The sequence below is a fragment of the Pseudomonas sp. UBA2684 genome, from assembly GCA_002354655.1.
GTDB lineage: Bacteria > Pseudomonadota > Gammaproteobacteria > Pseudomonadales > Pseudomonadaceae > Aquipseudomonas.
Window position 1 is genome coordinate 11,410 of record DELY01000030.1, and the last position, 16,604, is coordinate 28,013.

Annotated in this window: 17 protein-coding genes and 2 pseudogenes; 9 read left to right on the plus strand and 10 right to left on the minus strand. The window is 58.9% G+C overall.

The features are described from left to right. Window positions 1–322: 322 nt before the first annotated feature. From B3M58_RS10230 to B3M58_RS10240, 4 genes are all read left to right on the plus strand, one after another. Entirely contained in the window at window positions 323–904 is a 582-nt protein-coding gene (locus B3M58_RS10230) for a sigma-70 family RNA polymerase sigma factor (protein WP_034011917.1), read from the plus strand. Next, a complete protein-coding gene (locus B3M58_RS10235; protein WP_021703084.1) occupies window positions 891–1,532 on the plus strand; it encodes a DUF1109 domain-containing protein in 642 nt (213 codons plus the stop codon). The genes B3M58_RS10230 and B3M58_RS10235 overlap by 14 nt, the downstream gene beginning before the upstream one ends. Window positions 1,533–2,302: 770 nt before the next feature. Further along, window positions 2,303–2,590: a helix-turn-helix transcriptional regulator gene (locus B3M58_RS22605; protein WP_073656513.1), complete on the plus strand. Its 288-nt coding sequence runs from the start codon at window positions 2,303–2,305 to the stop codon at window positions 2,588–2,590. Further along, the gene (locus B3M58_RS10240; protein ID WP_079866864.1) at window positions 2,583–2,747 is read left to right on the plus strand and encodes a replication initiation protein; all 165 of its coding nucleotides are present in this window, start codon (window positions 2,583–2,585) and stop codon (window positions 2,745–2,747) included. Before B3M58_RS22605 ends, B3M58_RS10240 begins: the two co-directional genes overlap by 8 nt. 300 nt (window positions 2,748–3,047) lie before the next feature. On the opposite strand, the gene B3M58_RS10245 is transcribed toward B3M58_RS10240, so the two are convergent. The 7 genes from B3M58_RS10245 to B3M58_RS10275 form a co-directional block, all read right to left on the minus strand. Then, the gene (locus B3M58_RS10245; protein ID WP_020308525.1) at window positions 3,048–3,962 is read right to left on the minus strand and encodes an HD-GYP domain-containing protein; all 915 of its coding nucleotides are present in this window, start codon (window positions 3,960–3,962) and stop codon (window positions 3,048–3,050) included. Between the two features lie 46 nt (window positions 3,963–4,008). Next, the gene (locus B3M58_RS10250) at window positions 4,009–4,329 is read right to left on the minus strand and encodes a DUF3391 domain-containing protein (RefSeq protein WP_296218902.1); all 321 of its coding nucleotides are present in this window, start codon (window positions 4,327–4,329) and stop codon (window positions 4,009–4,011) included. A gap of 156 nt (window positions 4,330–4,485) precedes the next feature. Next, window positions 4,486–4,866: a hypothetical protein gene (locus tag B3M58_RS10255; protein ID WP_001054412.1), complete on the minus strand. Its 381-nt coding sequence runs from the start codon at window positions 4,864–4,866 to the stop codon at window positions 4,486–4,488. Continuing rightward, window positions 4,863–5,189, minus strand: a complete 327-nt coding sequence (locus tag B3M58_RS10260; RefSeq protein ID WP_000091614.1) for a hypothetical protein — start codon at window positions 5,187–5,189, stop codon at window positions 4,863–4,865. Before B3M58_RS10260 ends, B3M58_RS10255 begins: the two co-directional genes overlap by 4 nt. Before the next feature lie 23 nt (window positions 5,190–5,212). After that, window positions 5,213–5,548 carry a hypothetical protein gene (locus B3M58_RS10265; RefSeq protein ID WP_000741275.1) on the minus strand — a complete coding sequence of 112 codons (336 nt, stop codon included), beginning with the start codon at window positions 5,546–5,548 and terminating at the stop codon, window positions 5,213–5,215. Between the two features lie 14 nt (window positions 5,549–5,562). After that, window positions 5,563–5,898 carry a helix-turn-helix domain-containing protein gene (locus tag B3M58_RS10270; RefSeq protein WP_001172026.1) on the minus strand — a complete coding sequence of 112 codons (336 nt, stop codon included), beginning with the start codon at window positions 5,896–5,898 and terminating at the stop codon, window positions 5,563–5,565. Continuing rightward, window positions 5,879–6,256: a type II toxin-antitoxin system RelE/ParE family toxin gene (locus B3M58_RS10275; RefSeq protein ID WP_003151133.1), complete on the minus strand. Its 378-nt coding sequence runs from the start codon at window positions 6,254–6,256 to the stop codon at window positions 5,879–5,881. Before B3M58_RS10275 ends, B3M58_RS10270 begins: the two co-directional genes overlap by 20 nt. Before the next feature lie 191 nt (window positions 6,257–6,447). On the opposite strand from B3M58_RS10275, the gene B3M58_RS10280 reads away from it, so the two are divergent. Both B3M58_RS10280 and B3M58_RS10285 read left to right on the plus strand, forming a co-directional pair. Next, a complete protein-coding gene (locus tag B3M58_RS10280) occupies window positions 6,448–7,050 on the plus strand; it encodes a recombinase family protein (RefSeq protein WP_010465829.1) in 603 nt (200 codons plus the stop codon). Then, window positions 7,034–10,063 carry a Tn3 family transposase gene (locus B3M58_RS10285; RefSeq protein ID WP_010799689.1) on the plus strand — a complete coding sequence of 1,010 codons (3,030 nt, stop codon included), beginning with the start codon at window positions 7,034–7,036 and terminating at the stop codon, window positions 10,061–10,063. The genes B3M58_RS10280 and B3M58_RS10285 overlap by 17 nt, the downstream gene beginning before the upstream one ends. A gap of 13 nt (window positions 10,064–10,076) precedes the next feature. On the opposite strand, the pseudogene B3M58_RS10290 reads toward B3M58_RS10285, so the two are convergent. Then, a pseudogene (locus B3M58_RS10290) lies at window positions 10,077–10,235 on the minus strand (mercuric transporter MerT family protein); the annotation flags it as partial. Between the two features lie 74 nt (window positions 10,236–10,309). Between B3M58_RS10290 and merR the strand changes: the two are divergent. From merR to B3M58_RS10305, 3 genes and pseudogenes are all read left to right on the plus strand, one after another. Then, the gene (gene merR / locus B3M58_RS10295; RefSeq protein ID WP_003089120.1) at window positions 10,310–10,708 is read left to right on the plus strand and encodes an Hg(II)-responsive transcriptional regulator; all 399 of its coding nucleotides are present in this window, start codon (window positions 10,310–10,312) and stop codon (window positions 10,706–10,708) included. Next, window positions 10,698–11,246, plus strand: a pseudogene (locus B3M58_RS10300) (SMP-30/gluconolactonase/LRE family protein); the annotation flags it as partial. The gene merR and the pseudogene B3M58_RS10300, both read left to right, overlap by 11 nt. 165 nt (window positions 11,247–11,411) lie before the next feature. Beyond that, window positions 11,412–14,846 (plus strand): SbcC/MukB-like Walker B domain-containing protein, encoded by a 3,435-nt coding sequence (locus B3M58_RS10305; RefSeq protein ID WP_077749512.1) that lies wholly within the window; start codon window positions 11,412–11,414, stop codon window positions 14,844–14,846. A gap of 122 nt (window positions 14,847–14,968) precedes the next feature. Here the strand turns inward: B3M58_RS10305 and B3M58_RS10310 are convergent, their stop codons facing one another. Next, window positions 14,969–15,877, minus strand: a complete 909-nt coding sequence (locus B3M58_RS10310; protein WP_045735840.1) for a haloalkane dehalogenase — start codon at window positions 15,875–15,877, stop codon at window positions 14,969–14,971. 167 nt (window positions 15,878–16,044) lie between these two features. Next, on the minus strand, window positions 16,045–16,604 hold a 560-nt coding region (locus tag B3M58_RS10315), incomplete at its 5' end, for an RlmF-related methyltransferase (protein WP_296218901.1).

Genomic DNA, 16,604 nt, shown 5'->3' on the forward strand with positions numbered 1-16,604 from the left:
ACGCCGTAGCATTTTTCCACGCTTGGCGTGGCCTGGTTGTCGGCCATGGCGGTGGATGCAATGGAGGCGAGGGCGAGTGCGGCGGTAGCGAGGGCGATGCTTTTCATGGCATATCTCCGTAATGGACTGGATGGCCGTCAGCTCGGTGTGACGGTCCGACAGGTAATTCGTCGTAGCAGTCGATACGGTTACAGCGCGGCAGAAAAATGTTGAGATTTCTTTCGGTGCACCTGCGCCGATTGAAACCTTTGGCGTTGCGGCCGATATGATGCAGTCTGGGCTCAATGAAAAATATCCACCTGCGGTGTAACTAAGGCGGCCAATGGAGCGAACTACAAGCTATGAGGTCATGGCCACGCGCGAAGAGCGCCTGCAGTCATTGCTTCTGGGTGGGTTGGCTGGCGACGAGGCCGCATACCGCGAATTCCTCACCGCGCTCAGTTCGCACCTGCGCGGTTTCCTTCGCCGACGCCTGGCGCAGCGCCCGGGAGAGGTCGAGGACCTGTTGCAAGAGGTACTGCTGGCCGTGCACAACGCAAGGCACACCTATCGCGCCGAACAGCCGCTGACCGTGTGGGTGCAGGCGATCGCCCGCTACAAGCTGGCCGATCACTTCCGTGCGTTCGCCCGCCGCGATGCGCTGTCCGATTCGCTGGACGAAGACATGTTCGAGGTGGAGGATAGCCGCCCGGCGGAGGCCCGGCGTGATCTGGGCAAGCTGTTACAGCACCTGCCCGAGCGTCAGCGTCTGCCCATCATTCATGTGAAACTGGAAGGCCGTTCGGTAGAGGAAACGGCTCAACTGACCGGTCTTTCCAGTTCTGCGGTCAAGGTAGGTATCCATCGCGGCCTGAAAGCGCTGGCGATGGTGATCAGAGGTAAACAGAGCCATGAAAACGGATGACCTGATTTCCATGCTTGCTGCGGGTGAGCCTGCAATGGACAGGCTGGCCATGGCCAAGCGTTTCGCCCTGGCACTGCTCGTCGGCGGTGTCGCGGCAGTTGTGCTGATGGCGTTGTATTTCGGGGTGCGGCCAGACCTGGCCGAAGTGGCGCGCACACCGGTGTTCTGGGCCAAGCTCGCCTTGCCCGGGAGTCTCGCCCTGGGCTCGTTGTGGCTTTCCACGCGCCTGGCTCGGCCGGGTGTCGAAGGCGGTGCGGCCTGGGCGTCGCTGTGTCTGCCCATCATCGTTGTGTGGCTGGCCGCGATAGCGGCCCTGTGGCAAGCACCGACCGAGGCACGCATGCCCATGCTGCTGGGCATAAGCTGGAAAGAATGCCCATTCAACATCGCGATGCTTTCCGTGCCGGGTTTTATCTCGGTGTTCTGGGCCTTGCGTGGCCTGGCCCCGACCCGTCTGCGCCTGGCAGGCGCAGGCGGCGGCCTGCTTGCCGGCTCCACCGCAACCCTGGCCTACTGCCTGCACTGCCCGGAAATGGAGGTACCGTTCTGGGGCGTCTGGTACCTGTCCGGCATGCTGCTGCCCGCCCTGTTCGGCGCTATCGTCGGCCCCTACCTGCTGCGCTGGTAACGAACCCGCCCGGCGCACACCTGCTGCCGGGCCAGGGCGCCGGGGCTGCGCAGGCGCGATGAACACGGCGGCAGGGCTTGAATGACGCCGCCCCTTGGGCTCACCCTTTGCACCTGCCAGAAACCACCACCCACCCGCAGGAACCCCGATGCAACCCACGCCTCCCCAGCTGATCCGCGAAACCTTCCCCGTCGGGCCTTTGCAGTGCAACTGCAAAGCCTGGCGTCATGCCGGGGCCTTAAAGTACAGCCTGTAAGCGTTAAATCCCTTTATTTCCCTGGGCTGCGTCGGCGCTCTCGATAATCGTCGATCACGCTGAATCATCATTATTCACAGCTTCAGTGTGACAAAAGTGTGCCATGGTGGTTGCGCGGATGACTGCCAATGATTAGTCTGAATACGAACGCGCCGGCGAGGTACGAGAAATGCCCTGGCCTGAGGCCCCCCACTATCTGTTAATGGTGTGGCAGCCGATGAAGGTTAGCAGGGTCCCTCGGCCCGGCACCGTGGCAGTAGTAAGCGGACGAGACTGTCACGGAAGAAAGGATGCCCTCTCTCGGGGGTAATCGCCTGATTGACACCAAGCTACCGGCATTGATGGGGCCGGAAAATAATCGGCGCGGTGCGGAGGAAAGCGTGGGCGACTGTGGGTACAACCCCGCGTCTGGATGATCGCATCCTGGAACTGAAGCAGCAGTTCCACTTGCTCAATCACCAGCGCTGCCGTGGACCCATCCAAACCTGACCTTCTGGTCGGGCGAGGATGAATCATGTCGCTCGAAAAGCTTCTCACCGTTACTGATCTCGCTGAGATCCTAGGCCGGTCTACCGGCACCATCAAAAACCAGCATTCAAAGAATCCCTCGCGCTTGCCTCCTGTTTGCCGCATTCCTGGTGCAGGCAGACTATTGTGGCGTCGTGCGGATGTTGAGAGTTGGCTGCAGCTGCATGTTGTTCAACTCGACTTAATTGACTCTGCTGGGCCTGTCGCAAAACGAAAGCCTGGTCGACCTCGGAAGTCCGAGCGAATGACTCAGCGAGGAGGCACTTATGCATAAGTGCCATAAGGTCACAAAGTCCAATAGCCTGATCGCAGCAAGCTATAGATTAACTCTCAATGAACATCGCCTAGTCTTGGCTGCTATTAGTCAGATTGATCCCAGAAAACCGTTACCTCGTCCTATTCGGGGTCATGCCGAGATAAAGGAAAATTAGGACATACGCGCTGCAACTGATTGTATTTAAATATCTTTCTAGCGTCGCTAAGTTACTCAGGATGGGCTTTATAGGATTTTATAGTCAATTATAGAATCGGCTCTGAACGCCTGATTGAAGTTATGCCGAGGTAGGGGATGTAAGCCGGAACCCCAGAAATTTCCGTCACCCTAGTTGGGTGGGCTCAACACTCGTGTCACCAGCTACCTTCTGGAGAATCGAGCTCGGCCATCCCTCCCTGGACGGGCATCGCTCGACGATGTTCAACGGCTCCCTCACGGGGCCGTCGTTTTGTGGGGGCTATTCCATCCACAAGTCGTCGAGGTTCTTGAAGTTCCAGAGCGTCGGGTCTTCGGGGCCAGTGATACTGTCCTTGCAACTCGTGGCCGCCAGGTCGATGGTCTGCATCGGGATCGGCTCTCTCGAGCGTAGCGAGAAGAACACGCGAACCTTGGGAGTCAGCAGTGATTCCATTCCCGGCTCAACGACAACGGCCAGACGCTGAGAGGACAGGCGAACCAAGGAGCCGACGGGGTAGATGCCCACGGCCTTGACGAAGGCGTGGAAGATGCGTTTGTCGAAATGGCCCTCCCACTTGGCCATCTGCCGCATCGCCGCGGACGGGTCCCACGGCTTTTTGTAGGCTCGCTCCGACGTCACGGCATCATAGACGTCGCAGATTGCGCCCATGCGGGCCAGGAGTGAAATGGCGTCACCGGCCAAGCGATCCGGGTAGCCGGTTCCGTCGATCTTCTCGTGATGGTGCAGGGCAATGTCCACCACCCCGGGCTCGGCCCCGCCTGCGCGCAGCATCTTTGCGCCCTCCACAGGGTGGCGCTTCATGATGGCGAACTCGGCATCGGTGAGCTTGCCTGGTTTGTTAAGCACTTCCAGCGGCATCGCGGCCTTGCCTAGGTCGTGCATCAGTCCGCCGATGCCAGCCAGGCGCGTTTGCTCCTCGTCTAGATCGAGATGCCGGGCCAGCGATAGCATCAGGGCGCAGACGGCAACCGAGTGCAGGTAGGTGTAATCGTCGTGCGTTTTGATGCGTGCGACGCTGATGAGGGCATGAGGTTGGCGCAGCACCGAGGCAGCGATTTCTCCGACCAGCGGCAACGTCGTGCTTGGGTCGACGGCCTTGCCAAGCCGGGCTTCCTGGAACATGTCCATGACTTGGGACTTGGCCGCAAGACAGAGTTTCCGTGCATAACGCATTTCGCTCTCCATTGAGGTTGCGCCGTCACTTTTCTTGCTTAGTGGACTAGACGGCAGAGATTGCTCCTCCGACAATTCTCTGGGCTCTGGGCTCTGGGCTCTGGGCTCTGGGCTCTGGGCTCTGGGCTCTGGGCTCTGGGCTCTCTGGGCTCTCTGGGCTCTCTGGGCTCTCTGGGCTCTCTGGGCTCTCTGGGCTCTCTGGGCTCTCTGGGCTCTCTGGGTCGACTTGGCTTTTGGCCAAGTCGACCCAGACCTCCCCGACGCCACATTCTCGAATGGCAGAGAGATCCTGAGGCTCGGTCAGCAGGAAGCTGCCGCGCCAGAATGGGTGTCGAACCCAAGAGCAGGCGAGCTTGTGGATGTACATGCCGAGACGAAGCTCGGATACGGGAATGCGTTTTACCAACTTATTTTCCTTTCTGAGTTGGGTGGTTAGGCGTGCGCCGAGGCTGGCACCCAGCGGTAGAGCGGAGGTAAGGTCACGCCAAGATTCTTGGATCAGCCGGAACCGCCGAAATTTCCGTCAGCCGATCAACATGGCTTTGTCTCGCGCTCGGTCGATGCGTTCCTGCATCGCCTGCATGACTTCTTCGTGGGTGTACGACTTGGCGTTGGGGTCGTCGGCCTCTCGGAGAGCTTCCTCGACCTCGCGGGTCATCCGCGCATATTCTTCCGGCCACAGCGCTTGCTCCATGCGCAGCGACGCCTGCCCAAGCAGGTGCAGCAGGCCGAACAGCCGCATGTCATTGGTGGCGACGACGTGCTCTCGAATCCGCTCCTGGATCACCTCGCAGGCCCGATGCGCCTCTGGCGTCGCCGTGCCCTCGTAGCCGGCTGGGAGTTCTGCTTCTTCAGCGATTCGCGCCCAAGCGATAGCCAGCGCCTCGATGGTGGACAGGTTCATTTGCTCATCCACTTGCGCAGCAGACGCTTTTTCAGGGAGGCGCGCTCTTGCGGATTGCGTCCCTTGTGGTTGGCAATGCGATCCGCCGTGGCGGCCTGGCGCTTGATGGGCCAGTAGGAGCGGCCATCCTTACCCATCGACCAGACGTTGCTGACCTGGTTTTCCAGTAGAGGCAGATGGGCGCATAGAGCTTCCGGCGACGCGCTGGCCAGCGCGGTGCGCTCGTGGGTTCGCCAGCGCTGATGCCAGAGTTTCTTGTCCTCGCGCTCGCTACGGCAGGTCGTGTGCCCAACGATGGGCGTTTTGCGGCGGCTGCGGCTCATGATGTGGTTGTCTCCAAGAACATTCAGGACAGGCTTTCTGGGTAGAGCGCCGTCAACCGGGACAGGGTTTCTTGCACTTGTTCCAGCGAGGTCATCAGATGATCAACCTGATCCTGAAGATCCACGGCGAGATCAAATAGCTCAGCCACTCGGCTGCGTGATCCCTCGTTGAACGCGGCCATTGCCAGTTGATGCAGCTTCAACAGGTCGGTGCGCAGTTGCGGAGGTGCGCCGTCTGCGCTGTCATTCAAATCGCCGCGCAGCACGTCCACGGCATCGACTGCACGCAGCAGTGCCGTGGTATCGAAATTCTCGGGAGTCAGTTCGTCCCATTCGTCGTCGGTGATGCGGGCTGCCATCAGGAGAGCTCCGATTAAGCGGTTGCGAGCGTTAGATGCCCGATCGGCTCGGCTGCTGGCCGTACCTTGATTTCGATGTCGTAGCCGAGGCGATTCAGACAATCCATCAGCTTGCGTTCGGATAGATTGGTGAAGTCGCCGCGCATCATGCCCGACACCTTCGGTTGCGGGATGCCCATGCGTTTGGCCGCCGCTTGTTGAGTCAGCCCAAGGGCGCGCATGGCCCTCCTGATCTCGACCACCAGGCCGGTCTTGATCTTGAGCTTTTCAGCGTCAGGCAGTCCAAGGTCGGCAAAGACGTTGCCCGAGCTGCGCTGAACCTCGACGCCTTCAATGATTCGTTTTTGCATTTCGTAGCTCCTGTGCCAATACCTCGGCCACCTTCAGCCGAGCGCGGATGATGTCCATGTCGGCCTTTGGCGTGGCGATTCCGCTCTTGCTCTTCTTCTGGAAGCAGTGCAGGACGAACACCGCTTCCGCAAACTTGACCGTGTATACCGCTCGATAGGTGCCGCCGGCATCGTCTTCGACGACCTCCAGCACGCCGGCACCACCGAACCCCTTGAGCACCTTTGCTGCGTCATCCTGATCGCCTATCTGCGCCAACGAGAGCGCGTAACCGAAACGGCGACGCACGTCGGACGGCAACGCCATCAAATCCTTGTGGCTGCTCGCGATCCATTCGAGCGGTTTTTCTTTGTTTGTCATGACGGAATTTTATACCTGTTCAGGTAATGATGTAAACGCGGCAACCTCAAGGAGGTGTCGTAAAACATTTGTTTTGCGACAGGCTGTCAGCCGCCGCTGTGCTACCTGTGCAACACCCCCTCAAAAATGTACGGAAAACTCTATCGCTATTCACTATTATGCGGAAACCTGTTTTTGATGGTTATCCGCCTATGTTGGTTGGCTACATGCGCGTGTCGTCGGACTCCGACCGCCAGAGCACGGACTTGCAGCGCGACGCGCTGCTCGCCGCCGGCGTCGATCCGCGTCACCTGTTTGAGGATCGTGCCTCTGGCGCGAAGGATGACCGTGCCGGCTTGGCGCGGGCGCTTGAGTTCGTTCGAGCCGGCGATGTGCTGGTGGTGTGGAAACTCGACCGGCTCGGTCGCTCGCTGTCGCACCTGCTCGCCATTGTGACTTCGCTCAAGGACAAGCGGGTGGCGTTCCGCTCGCTGACAGAGAACCTGGACACTACGACGCCCTCGGGCGAATTCCTGTTCCAGGTGTTCGGTGCGCTCGCGCAGTACGAGCGCGCCTTGATTCAGGAGCGCGTCGTCGCGGGCTTGGCCGCCGCACGCAAACGCGGCCGGATCGGCGGCCGGCCGCAGGCGATCACTGGTGAGAAGCTGGACGCCATCGTCGCCGCGCTCGATGGCGGCATGTCTAAGGCGGCGGTGTGCCGCAACTTCAATGTCAAGCGCACTACGTTGATCGAAACATTGACGCGAGCAGGTTGGCGTGGTGCGGGAAGGACGGTCGATGAGCAACAAGAATAAGCTACTCACCGTCTTTTCTGACGCAGAGCAGGAAGCCTTGTACGGCCTACCGGACTTCGACGATGCTCAGCGGCTGGAATACCTGGCGTTGACCGAATCTGAACTGGCGTTCGCCAGCAGCCGGCCTAGCCTGCAGGCCCAAGTCTATTGCGTCTTGCAGATCGGCTACTTCAAGGCCAAGCATGCTTTCTTCCGCTTCGATTGGCATGAGGTCGAGGACGATTGCGCCTTCGTGCTGAGTCGCTATTTCCACGGCGAAGCGTTCGAACGCAAGGCGATCACCAAGCATGAGCACTACAGCCAGAGGGGTCAGATCGCCGAACTGTTCGGCTACCGGTCGTGGGCGGCTAGCTTCCTGCCGCAACTGGCACAGCAGGCTGAACAGATCGTGCGGCGCGACGTAATGCCAGGATTCGTGGCCGCCGAACTGATCGTTTGGCTCAGCGAGCACAAAATCATCCGGCCCGGCCACACCACCTTACAAGAGCTGGTCAGTGAAGCCCTGTCCACCGAACGCAGGCGCTTGGGCGGCTTGCTGGCAGAAGTGTTGGACGAATCGGCCAAAGCTGCGCTGGGCCAGCTCCTGGTGCGTGACGACACCCTGTCTCAACTGGCAGCGCTCAAGCAGGACGCTAAAGATTTCGGCTGGCGTCAGATGGCAGGGGAGCGCGAGAAGCGCGCCACGCTGAAGTCCTTGCACGGGATCGCCAAGGCGCTGCTGCCCAAGCTCGGCATCTCGCAGCAGAACCTGCTGTACTACGCGAGCCTGGCGAACTTCTATACCGTCCATGACCTGCGCCACCTGAAGGCGGAGCAGACCCGGCTCTACCTGCTGTGCTATGCCTGGGTACGTTACCGGCAGCTCACCGACAACCTGGTCGACGCGATGGCCTTCCACATGAAAAAACTTGAGGACGAGAGCCGCACGGGTGCGAAACAGTCCTTTGTCGCCGAACAGCTGCGACGCCATCAGGAAACGCCGCAGGTTGGCCGCCTGCTGTCGCTGTACGTGGACGACAGCGTGGCCGATCCGACGCCGTTCGGCGAGGTGCGCCAACGCGCCTACAAAATCATGTCCAGGGAATTGCTGCAAAACACGGCGCAGCGCATGAGCGTCAAGCCACTGAACAAACTGGCGCTGCACTGGCAGGCGGTGGACGGCCTGGCCGAACGCATTCGACGCCATCTACGGCCGCTGTACGTCGCGCTCGACTTCGCCGGCACGGCCCCCGATAACCCATGGCTCGCGGCGCTGACTTGGGCCAAGAGCGTGTTCGCCAAGCAGCAGCGCCTATCACAACGGCCACTCGACGAATGTCCGGCGGCAACGCTGCCGAAACGCTTGCGTCCGTACCTGCTGATGTTCGATGCCGAAGGCACGCCGACAGGCCTGCATGCCGATCGTTACGAATTCTGGCTTTACCGTCAGGTCAGGAAACGCTTCCAGGCGGGCGAGCTCTACATTGACGACAGCTTGCAGCACCGGCATTTGTCCGACGAGTTGGTTTCGATGGACGAGAAAGCCGCCGTGCTCGCGCAGATGGACATCCCCTTCCTGCGGCAGCCGGTCAGTGCCCAGCTCGATGCACTGGCGGCCGAGTTGCGTGCGCAATGGGTGGCGTTCAATCGCGAGCTGAAACAGGGCAAGCTGACGCACCTGGAATACGACAAGGACACGCAGAGACTGACCTGGCGCAAGCCCAAGGGGGAGAACCAGAAGGCGCGCGAGCAAGCTCTCTACGAGCAACTGCCATACTGCGATGTCGCCGACGTGTTTCGCTTCGTCAACGGCCAGTGCCAGTTCCTGTCGGCGCTGACACCATTGCAGCCACGCTATGCGAAGAAGGTAGCCGACGCCGACAGTCTGATGGCGGTGATCATTGCCCAAGCCATGAACCACGGCAACCAGGTTATGGCACGTACCAGCGACATCCCGTACCACGTCCTGGAGAGTACCTACCAGCAGTACCTGCGCCAGGCGACGCTACATGTGGCCAACGATTGCATCAGCAACGCCATCGCCGCACTGCCGATCTTCCCGCATTACTCGTTCGACCTCGATTCGTTGTACGGTGCCGTTGATGGGCAGAAATTCGGCGTCGAGCGACCAACTGTGAAGGCGCGCTACTCGCGCAAATATTTCGGCCGCGGCAAGGGCGTCGTCGCCTACACGCTGCTGTGCAATCACGTGCCGTTGAACGGCTACCTGATAGGCGCACACGAGTACGAGGCTCACCACGTGTTCGACATCTGGTACCGCAACACGTCGGACATCGTGCCGAGCGCGATCACCGGCGACATGCACAGCATCAACAAGGCCAACTTCGCCATCCTGCACTGGTTCGGACTTCGTTTCGAGCCGCGCTTCACCGACCTCGACGACCAGTTGCAGGAGCTGTATTGCGCCGATGATCTGGCATTGTACGAGAAATGCCTGATCCGGCCGGCTGGCCAGATCGACCGGCAACTCATCGTCGGTGAGAAGGCGAACATCGACCGAATCGTCGCCACACTGGGCCTGAAGGAAATGACGCAGGGCACGCTGATCCGCAAGCTGTGCACCTATACGGCGCCGAACCCGACGCGGCGCGCAATCTTCGAGTTCGACAAGCTCATCCGCAGTATCTACACACTGCGCTACCTGCGCGACCCGCAACTGGAGCGTAATGTTCACCGCTCGCAGAACCGCATTGAGTCCTATCACCAGCTACGCTCGACCATCGCCCAAGTCGGTGGGAAGAAGGAATTGACCGGCCGCACCGACATCGAAATCGAGATCAGCAACCAGTGCGCCAGGCTGATCGGCAACGCGATCATCTTCTACAACTCGGCGATCCTGTCCCTGCTGCTGACGAAGTACGAGGCAGCTGGCAATGCCAAGGCGCTGGCGTTGATCACGCAGATGTCGCCAGCGGCCTGGCGGCACATCCTGCTGAACGGGCATTACACCTTCCAGACTGACGGCAAGTTCATCGACCTGGATGCGCTCGTGGCGGGACTGGAGCTGGGCTGACGGAAATTTCTGGGATTCCGGCGTACAACCCCATCATGGTCAGAGCGCCCACCCACGTACCGCCGACACCGAGTGCCAACAGCACCAGTGGCCCGACACAGCACACCGACGCACCGATGGCGGTCAGCGAACTCGCGACCAGCGAGCCTTTCCCGGTGAGTTGCATCCCCATTCCCATCTCCTGAGCCTGATTGCCTAGGTGCTATTCTAAACTCCGTACCAAAGTACGGAATCAAGGAGAAAGTGATGGCCACAGAGCTGACCATTGGCAAGCTGGCAGACGCCGCCGGGGTGAACGTCGAGACGATCCGCTACTACCAGCGACGCGGGCTGCTGGATGAACCAGCCAAACCCTTGGGTGGCCATCGGCGCTATCCGGTGGACATGGTGAAGCGACTGCGTTTCATCAAGCGGGCTCAGGCGCTGGGTTTCACGCTCTCGGAAGTCGGTGGACTGCTGACGCTGGATGAGTCGTGCGCCTGTGCCGAAACGCGAGCACGGGCTGCACGCAAGCTCGCGTTGATCGAGCAGAAGATGGCCGACTTGGTCGTCATGCAGCAACTGTTAGGCGAACTGGTGCAGCAATGTGATGCGGGAGACGGCGGAACGATCTGCCCGATCATCGAGGCACTGATCAGAGAGTAATGCCTGGCGGGTGAGCTGGAGATCGGAAAGCCCCTTTACGGTGGGATTCAGAGCTTACGTTGGTTTTTGGTTCCATTGCTCCCCAAACCCCAAAGTCACGCGCGTGATCGAAGATCTCGCCGGGCCTAATGGTCTGTGTTTCTCGCCAGATGAAAAGACCCTGTACATCGTTGAAGGTCGCGCCAAGCCGAATCGTTTGGTCTGGGCGTACGCGGTTAATGAAGACGGCACGCTGGGTAATCGCAACAAGCATATCGAGGCGACTGCGTATGGCGCGCTCGATGGCATTAAGTGCGATGAGGCCGGTAATCTCTGGTGTGGTTGGGGCAGCAATGGCTCGCCACAGGGTAAACCAGAGGAGCTTGATGGTGTGCGTGTGTTCAATGCTCAAGGCAAGGCGATTGGCCATATTTCGTTGCCGGAACGTTGCGCCAACCTATGCTTTGGCGGCGTTCAAGGTAACCGCCTGTTCATGGCCAGCAGCCATTCTATTTACTCAGTATTTGTAAACACCCGCGGCGCCACTTTTATTAAGTGAGCCACCAGCCGCAACCCAGCGGTTGCGGTTGCCCCACGCTGAACGGCTTGGCAGTACAGCGTGGCTGACTGAAATTAAGTGCGAGCCTCAACGCTCGCACTTATGTCCTGCACGCAGCGCGCGACAATGCCAGAATAGTCGCTCATGTCAGCCTGCGACCTTTGTATGAAAATCCTCAGCCTGCGCCTCAAAAATCTGAACTCACTCAAGGGCGAGTGGAAGATTGATTTCACTGCCGAGCCATTTAAAGACAACGGGTTGTTCGCGATTACCGGGCCCACCGGCGCGGGTAAAACCACGTTGCTTGATGCTATTTGCCTGGCCTTGTATCACCGCACGCCACGTATGAGTACGGTGTCTGCGGGGAGCAATGAATTGATGACGCGGCACACGGCTGAGTGCTTGGCCGAGGTTGAGTTTGAAGTTAAAGGTGTGGCGTACCGAGCGTTTTGGAGCCAGCGCCGCGCCCGCGACAAAGCTGATGGGGCACTGCAGGCGCCCAAGGTTGAGTTGGCATTGATGGCCGACGGCAAAATCGTTACTGACAAAATCAACGAAAAACTGCGTGAAACCGAGCGCCTGACCGGGCTGGATTTTGAGCGTTTCACTAAGTCGATGTTGCTCGCTCAAGGCGGCTTCGCGGCATTTCTTGAGGCCAATGCGAATCAGCGTGCAGAGTTGCTTGAAGAACTGACCGGCACTGATATTTACGGGCAAATTTCTCAGCGGGTGTTTGAGCAAACTCGTGAGGTAAAAACTGCGCTAGATCACCTGCGCGCTAAAGCTGAAGGGGTTGAGCTGTTAAGTGACGAGCAGCGTGAGCAACTTAACGCTGAGCATGCTCAAGTCAGCGTGGATGAGCAGCGTTTGGCGGCTGAGCAAAGCGGCCTGAATGCACAGACGCTGTGGCGCGATGCCAAAGCCAAGGCGCAGACGCAATTGCAGCAAGCGCAGGAGCAAGCGAGTCAGGCACAACAAGCGCTTAATCAGGCTCAGCCGCAATTGCACAAGCTGGCGGCCAGTGAGCCGGCCACACAATTGCAGCCGCTGTACCGCGAGCAACTGCGCATCAGTCATCAGTTGCAAGCCAGCCAAGCTCAAGAGCAGCAGTTGCGTGAGCAGCACATGGCTGCGCTGGAGCAAATCTGTCAGCAGGCGTGGCAAGGTCAACAAGTCAGTCAGCAAACATTGCAGGCAGAACGTGCGACTACAGAGGATTTGCAGCAGCGCGCTGATGCTGTTGCGCAGCAGCTCGTCACTCAGCCGCAGCGGGCGCAGTTAGGTGCGCATCTGGCCGCGTGGCAAGAGCAGTTCGACTCCTTGGCGGTGAGCGAGCAAGAGCAAGCCGCTGAGCGTGAGAAGCAACAACAACTGGATGACCAACTGGCTCAGCTAGCAGCTGAGTTACCCCAGCAGCAAACGGTTTTGCACGCAGCGACGACTCAGCTTAAACAAGCTGAGCTGGCGGCAAACACCGCGCGCGCGGAGTTGGATGGATTGTTTGGCGGCCATAATGACGCAGCCTTACGTGAGCAAACTCAGCAATTAACCGAGCGTGGGCGTCAGCTGGAGCGTTTGGCAATGCTGCTGACTCAGCGTCAGCAGTTTGTTGATCAGCAGGCTCAAGCGCAGGCGCAACTGATAGCTCAGCAAGCCGAGCAAGCGCAGTTAAATCAGCAGCGTGAGGCGCTGCGCAGTCAGTTTGTCGACCTTAAACAGCAGATCGCCGACAAACAAAAGCTGCTTGAGCAAGAGCAACGTATTCAACAGTTAGAACAATACCGCGCCGCCCTACAAGCCGATGAGGCCTGTCCGCTGTGTGGCTCGCATGAGCACCCGGCGATTGCCGAGTATCAAGCGCTTAACCCGTCGCAAACTGTGCAAGCCTTGCAGGCCAAACAGCTTGAGCAAGATGCGGTGCGGGCACAAGGCGAGACGCTGAACAAGCGCCTGGCTGTGGTGGAAACACAAATAGCCCAGGCTCAAGCGCAAGTTAGTGCTGCACGACAGGGGTTGGCTGAGGCGGATCAGCGCTGGCAGCAAGCCTGTGAATCGCTCGGGCAGGCAATTGCGGATGCCAGCGCATTGCAGGCCGCACAACACGACCACGAGCAGCACATGCAGCAGCAACAGTTGCGCATGAGCCAGCTCGACCAACTCAAGTTAGTCGCCCAGCAAGCCGCCGATGGGGTGATGACGGCTGAGCTTGAGCACAGTAAATGCAGCGCTCAATTGGATACGCTGACCAGTAAACAGAGCCATGTGCAACAGCGTCACCACGACAGTATTAGCCAACTGCAGTTGCTCACCAGCAAGCATGCCGAACGCTTGGAACGCCTCAGTAGCTGTTTGCAGGTGCTGGGTTTGAACATGCCTGTAGCGCCTGCCGATTGGCTGCGTGAACAACAGCAAGCATGGCAAGGCTGGCAGGCTGAACAGGCGTTAAGCCTGAGTTTGGCTACGCAGTTGCAAGCGCAAACGCATGCACTGCAACAGGCGCACGAGCACGCACAAACCTGGCAGCAGCACTGGCTTGAGCAAGCGCAAGAGCCGTTAGCGGAGTTGCCGGCGGTTGATAACCCGCATGAGCAATTACAAGCATTGCAGCGTAGTTGGCAGGCTTCGCAACAGCAGCGTGATCAGCTGTGGGGGCAACTGCAAACGGTGCAAGTGCGTATCGAGCACGAGCAGCGTGAGTTAGCCGCGCAAAATAACGACTGGCAGAACGCTTTGGCGGCTAGCCAGTTTGCCGATGAGGCGCAGTTTATGGCGGCGTTATTGGATGACGCTGAACGCGCGAGCTTGCGCGAGCTTCAGCAGCGCCTAAACAACGCAGCCACTGCCGCTCAGGCTTTGGCGCACGATTGCACGCAGCGCTTTGCTGAATTGCAGTCGGTTGAGCAGTCGAAAGTGCTGGTCGATCTGGATGATGAGGCGCTGGCGCAACAGCTTGTACAGTTGGCAACACAGTTGCGCAACCTGAGCCAGCGCCAAGGTGAGATTCGTGCACAACTGCAAGGTGATGATGCGCGGCGCCTGAGCCAACAAAGCCTGTTTGCGCAGATCCGTGCGCAACAATCCAATTACGATGCTTGGCAGCAACTCAACAGCCTGATCGGCTCGGCGGATGGCGCTAAATTTCGCAAGTTCGCCCAAGGATTAACACTCGATCACTTGGTCTACTTAGCTAATCAGCAGCTTGAACGCTTGCATGGACGCTATCAGTTGGCGCGCAAGTCTCTGGGTGAGCTGGAGCTTGAGGTGGTCGATACGTGGCAGGCGGATGTTGCGCGGGACACCAAAACCTTGTCTGGTGGTGAAAGCTTTTTAGTCAGCCTTGCGCTGGCGTTGGCTTTGTCGGATTTGGTCAGCCACAAAACCAGTATCGACTCGCTGTTCCTCGATGAAGGCTTCGGCACCCTCGACGCTGAAACACTTGAGGTGGCGCTGGATGCACTCGACAGCCTGAATGCCAGCGGCAAGATGATCGGCGTCATCAGTCATGTTGAAGCGCTCAAAGAGCGCATCCCGGTGCAGTTAAAAGTGCATAAGGCAATTGGCATGGGCTACAGCGGGCTGGATAAACGCTTCGCGGTATAGTCCTTTGCGAGGCACCTGTCTCGGCGAGTGAGATCGAGACAGATGCTTTGCAAGGATTACTGGAGGCATGCACTGGCTAGTTTGCCGTTAAGCGCTGAGTCTTCGGTACAGTTCTCGGCACATCAAGGGTTCGCCGCGATAAACATCACCACAACCTCTGCCAGCTTTTCGCCCTGATCCTCTTGCAGAAAGTGCCCGCCATTGACGATGGTGGTATGCGCTTGGCCGTGTGTGCCCGGTATCAGCTTTTGCAGCACCTTGTCGCCGCCTTTGGTGATCGGGTCTGAATCACTGAACGCGGTCAAAAAGGGTTTGTTCCACTTCATCAGTACTGCCCATGCTGCGCGGTTTTTATCGGCGGCAGGGTCGTTAGGCGTGGTGGGCACCAACAAGGGAAATTGCCGTGCACCTTCTTTGTAGCTTTCGTCAGGGAAGGGCGCGTCGTAGGCGTCTAGCACCGCTTGCGATAGCTCTGTGGTGGTGGCGCGGTTGATGATCGCTCCAGTGGGGAACTCTGGTACTTGTTGTGAGTATTGCTGCCAGCTTTTGAAGGCCTCCCCTGGGTTGTGATCACCGGTTGGGAGCATGGTGTTGGCGGCAACCACGCGAGCAAATAGGGCTGGGTTTTCTGCGACTAAACGCAAGCCAATCAAGCCGCCCCAGTCTTGGCAAACCAAGGTCACGTCACTCAGTTTTAGCTGGTCGAGCAGCGATTGCGCCCAGTCAACGTGGCGCTGATAGGTGTAGTCGGTACGTTTACTGGGTTTGTCTGAGCGACCAAAACCGATGAGGTCTGGGGCAATAACGCGATGGCCTGCAGCAACTAGTGTGGGGATCATTGTGCGGTACAAGTAGCTCCACGATGGCTCACCGTGCAGCAATAAAACCACTGCGCCAGCGGCTGGACCTTGATCCAAATAATGCATGCGTAACTCACCGCCTTCGCTGTCATCCACCATCAGGTAGTTGGGCTCGAATGCGTAGCCGGGAAGGTTTTCGAAGTGTCGATCTGGGGTGCGTAAAAAATCCATATTGTTCGCCTCGCTAAGTGTCGGTCAGCCATGGTGCGCACGCGCGCCGCCTGTGTACACGTGTTTTGACTCTGTGAATGCTGCGTTATTACGCTCAGTGAGTCTTTGGCGCGTGGGCGGCTCGCGCGTTATCGGGCTGGCAACGCGTGGCTAACTCTGGGGCTGGCTTAGCTCCAGCGTTCTTGGCGCCAGGCTTGTTGCTGTTCTGGGGTGAGGAATGTCCAAGCGACAAAACGGCTTTGTTTTTGCCCTTGAGCCATTTCAACGGTGCGTACTTCCAATGCGCCAGCTTTGTTCAGGGCACTGTAAACGCCGCCGAGGTTGCCGGCTTTGGAGATCAAACTACTGAACCAAAACACCTGTTGGGCGTGTTCAGCGCTTTCGCTGATTAAACGGCTAACAAACGCCGCCTCGCCGCCCTTGCACCAAAGCTCAGCAGCTTGGCCGCCGAAGTTGAGTACCGGCAATTTGCGTTTGGGGTCGAGCTTGCCAAGGTTACGCCATTTGCGGGTGCTGCCTTGCGTGGCTTCCTCAGCGGAGGCATGAAACGGCGGGTTGCACAGGGTGATATCAAAGCGATCTTCGGCGCGGATAACGCCCTGAAAAATATGCGTGCTGTCGTTTTGCTGGCGTAGCTCGATGGCTTCAACGAGCCCCGGATTGGCGTTGAGAATCGCACCGGCTGAGGCAATTGCGCTGCTGGCGTGCGGATTCCACGCCATTCGGA

What these genes read in the sequence shown, in the direction of transcription:
- B3M58_RS10230 (WP_034011917.1), top strand. Translation starts at nt 323, where the DNA reads ATGGAGCGAACTACAAGCTATGAGGTCATGGCCACGCGCGAAGAGCGC.
- B3M58_RS10235 (WP_021703084.1), top strand. Translation starts at nt 891, where the DNA reads ATGAAAACGGATGACCTGATTTCCATGCTTGCTGCGGGTGAGCCTGCA.
- B3M58_RS22605 (WP_073656513.1), top strand. Translation starts at nt 2,303, where the DNA reads ATGTCGCTCGAAAAGCTTCTCACCGTTACTGATCTCGCTGAGATCCTA.
- B3M58_RS10240 (WP_079866864.1), top strand. Translation starts at nt 2,583, where the DNA reads ATGCATAAGTGCCATAAGGTCACAAAGTCCAATAGCCTGATCGCAGCA.
- B3M58_RS10245 (WP_020308525.1), bottom strand. Translation starts at nt 3,962, where the DNA reads ATGCGTTATGCACGGAAACTCTGTCTTGCGGCCAAGTCCCAAGTCATG.
- B3M58_RS10250 (WP_296218902.1), bottom strand. Translation starts at nt 4,329, where the DNA reads ATGTACATCCACAAGCTCGCCTGCTCTTGGGTTCGACACCCATTCTGG.
- B3M58_RS10255 (WP_001054412.1), bottom strand. Translation starts at nt 4,866, where the DNA reads ATGAACCTGTCCACCATCGAGGCGCTGGCTATCGCTTGGGCGCGAATC.
- B3M58_RS10260 (WP_000091614.1), bottom strand. Translation starts at nt 5,189, where the DNA reads ATGAGCCGCAGCCGCCGCAAAACGCCCATCGTTGGGCACACGACCTGC.
- B3M58_RS10265 (WP_000741275.1), bottom strand. Translation starts at nt 5,548, where the DNA reads ATGGCAGCCCGCATCACCGACGACGAATGGGACGAACTGACTCCCGAG.
- B3M58_RS10270 (WP_001172026.1), bottom strand. Translation starts at nt 5,898, where the DNA reads ATGCAAAAACGAATCATTGAAGGCGTCGAGGTTCAGCGCAGCTCGGGC.
- B3M58_RS10275 (WP_003151133.1), bottom strand. Translation starts at nt 6,256, where the DNA reads ATGACAAACAAAGAAAAACCGCTCGAATGGATCGCGAGCAGCCACAAG.
- B3M58_RS10280 (WP_010465829.1), top strand. Translation starts at nt 6,448, where the DNA reads ATGTTGGTTGGCTACATGCGCGTGTCGTCGGACTCCGACCGCCAGAGC.
- B3M58_RS10285 (WP_010799689.1), top strand. Translation starts at nt 7,034, where the DNA reads ATGAGCAACAAGAATAAGCTACTCACCGTCTTTTCTGACGCAGAGCAG.
- merR (WP_003089120.1), top strand. Translation starts at nt 10,310, where the DNA reads ATGGCCACAGAGCTGACCATTGGCAAGCTGGCAGACGCCGCCGGGGTG.
- B3M58_RS10305 (WP_077749512.1), top strand. Translation starts at nt 11,412, where the DNA reads ATGAAAATCCTCAGCCTGCGCCTCAAAAATCTGAACTCACTCAAGGGC.
- B3M58_RS10310 (WP_045735840.1), bottom strand. Translation starts at nt 15,877, where the DNA reads ATGGATTTTTTACGCACCCCAGATCGACACTTCGAAAACCTTCCCGGC.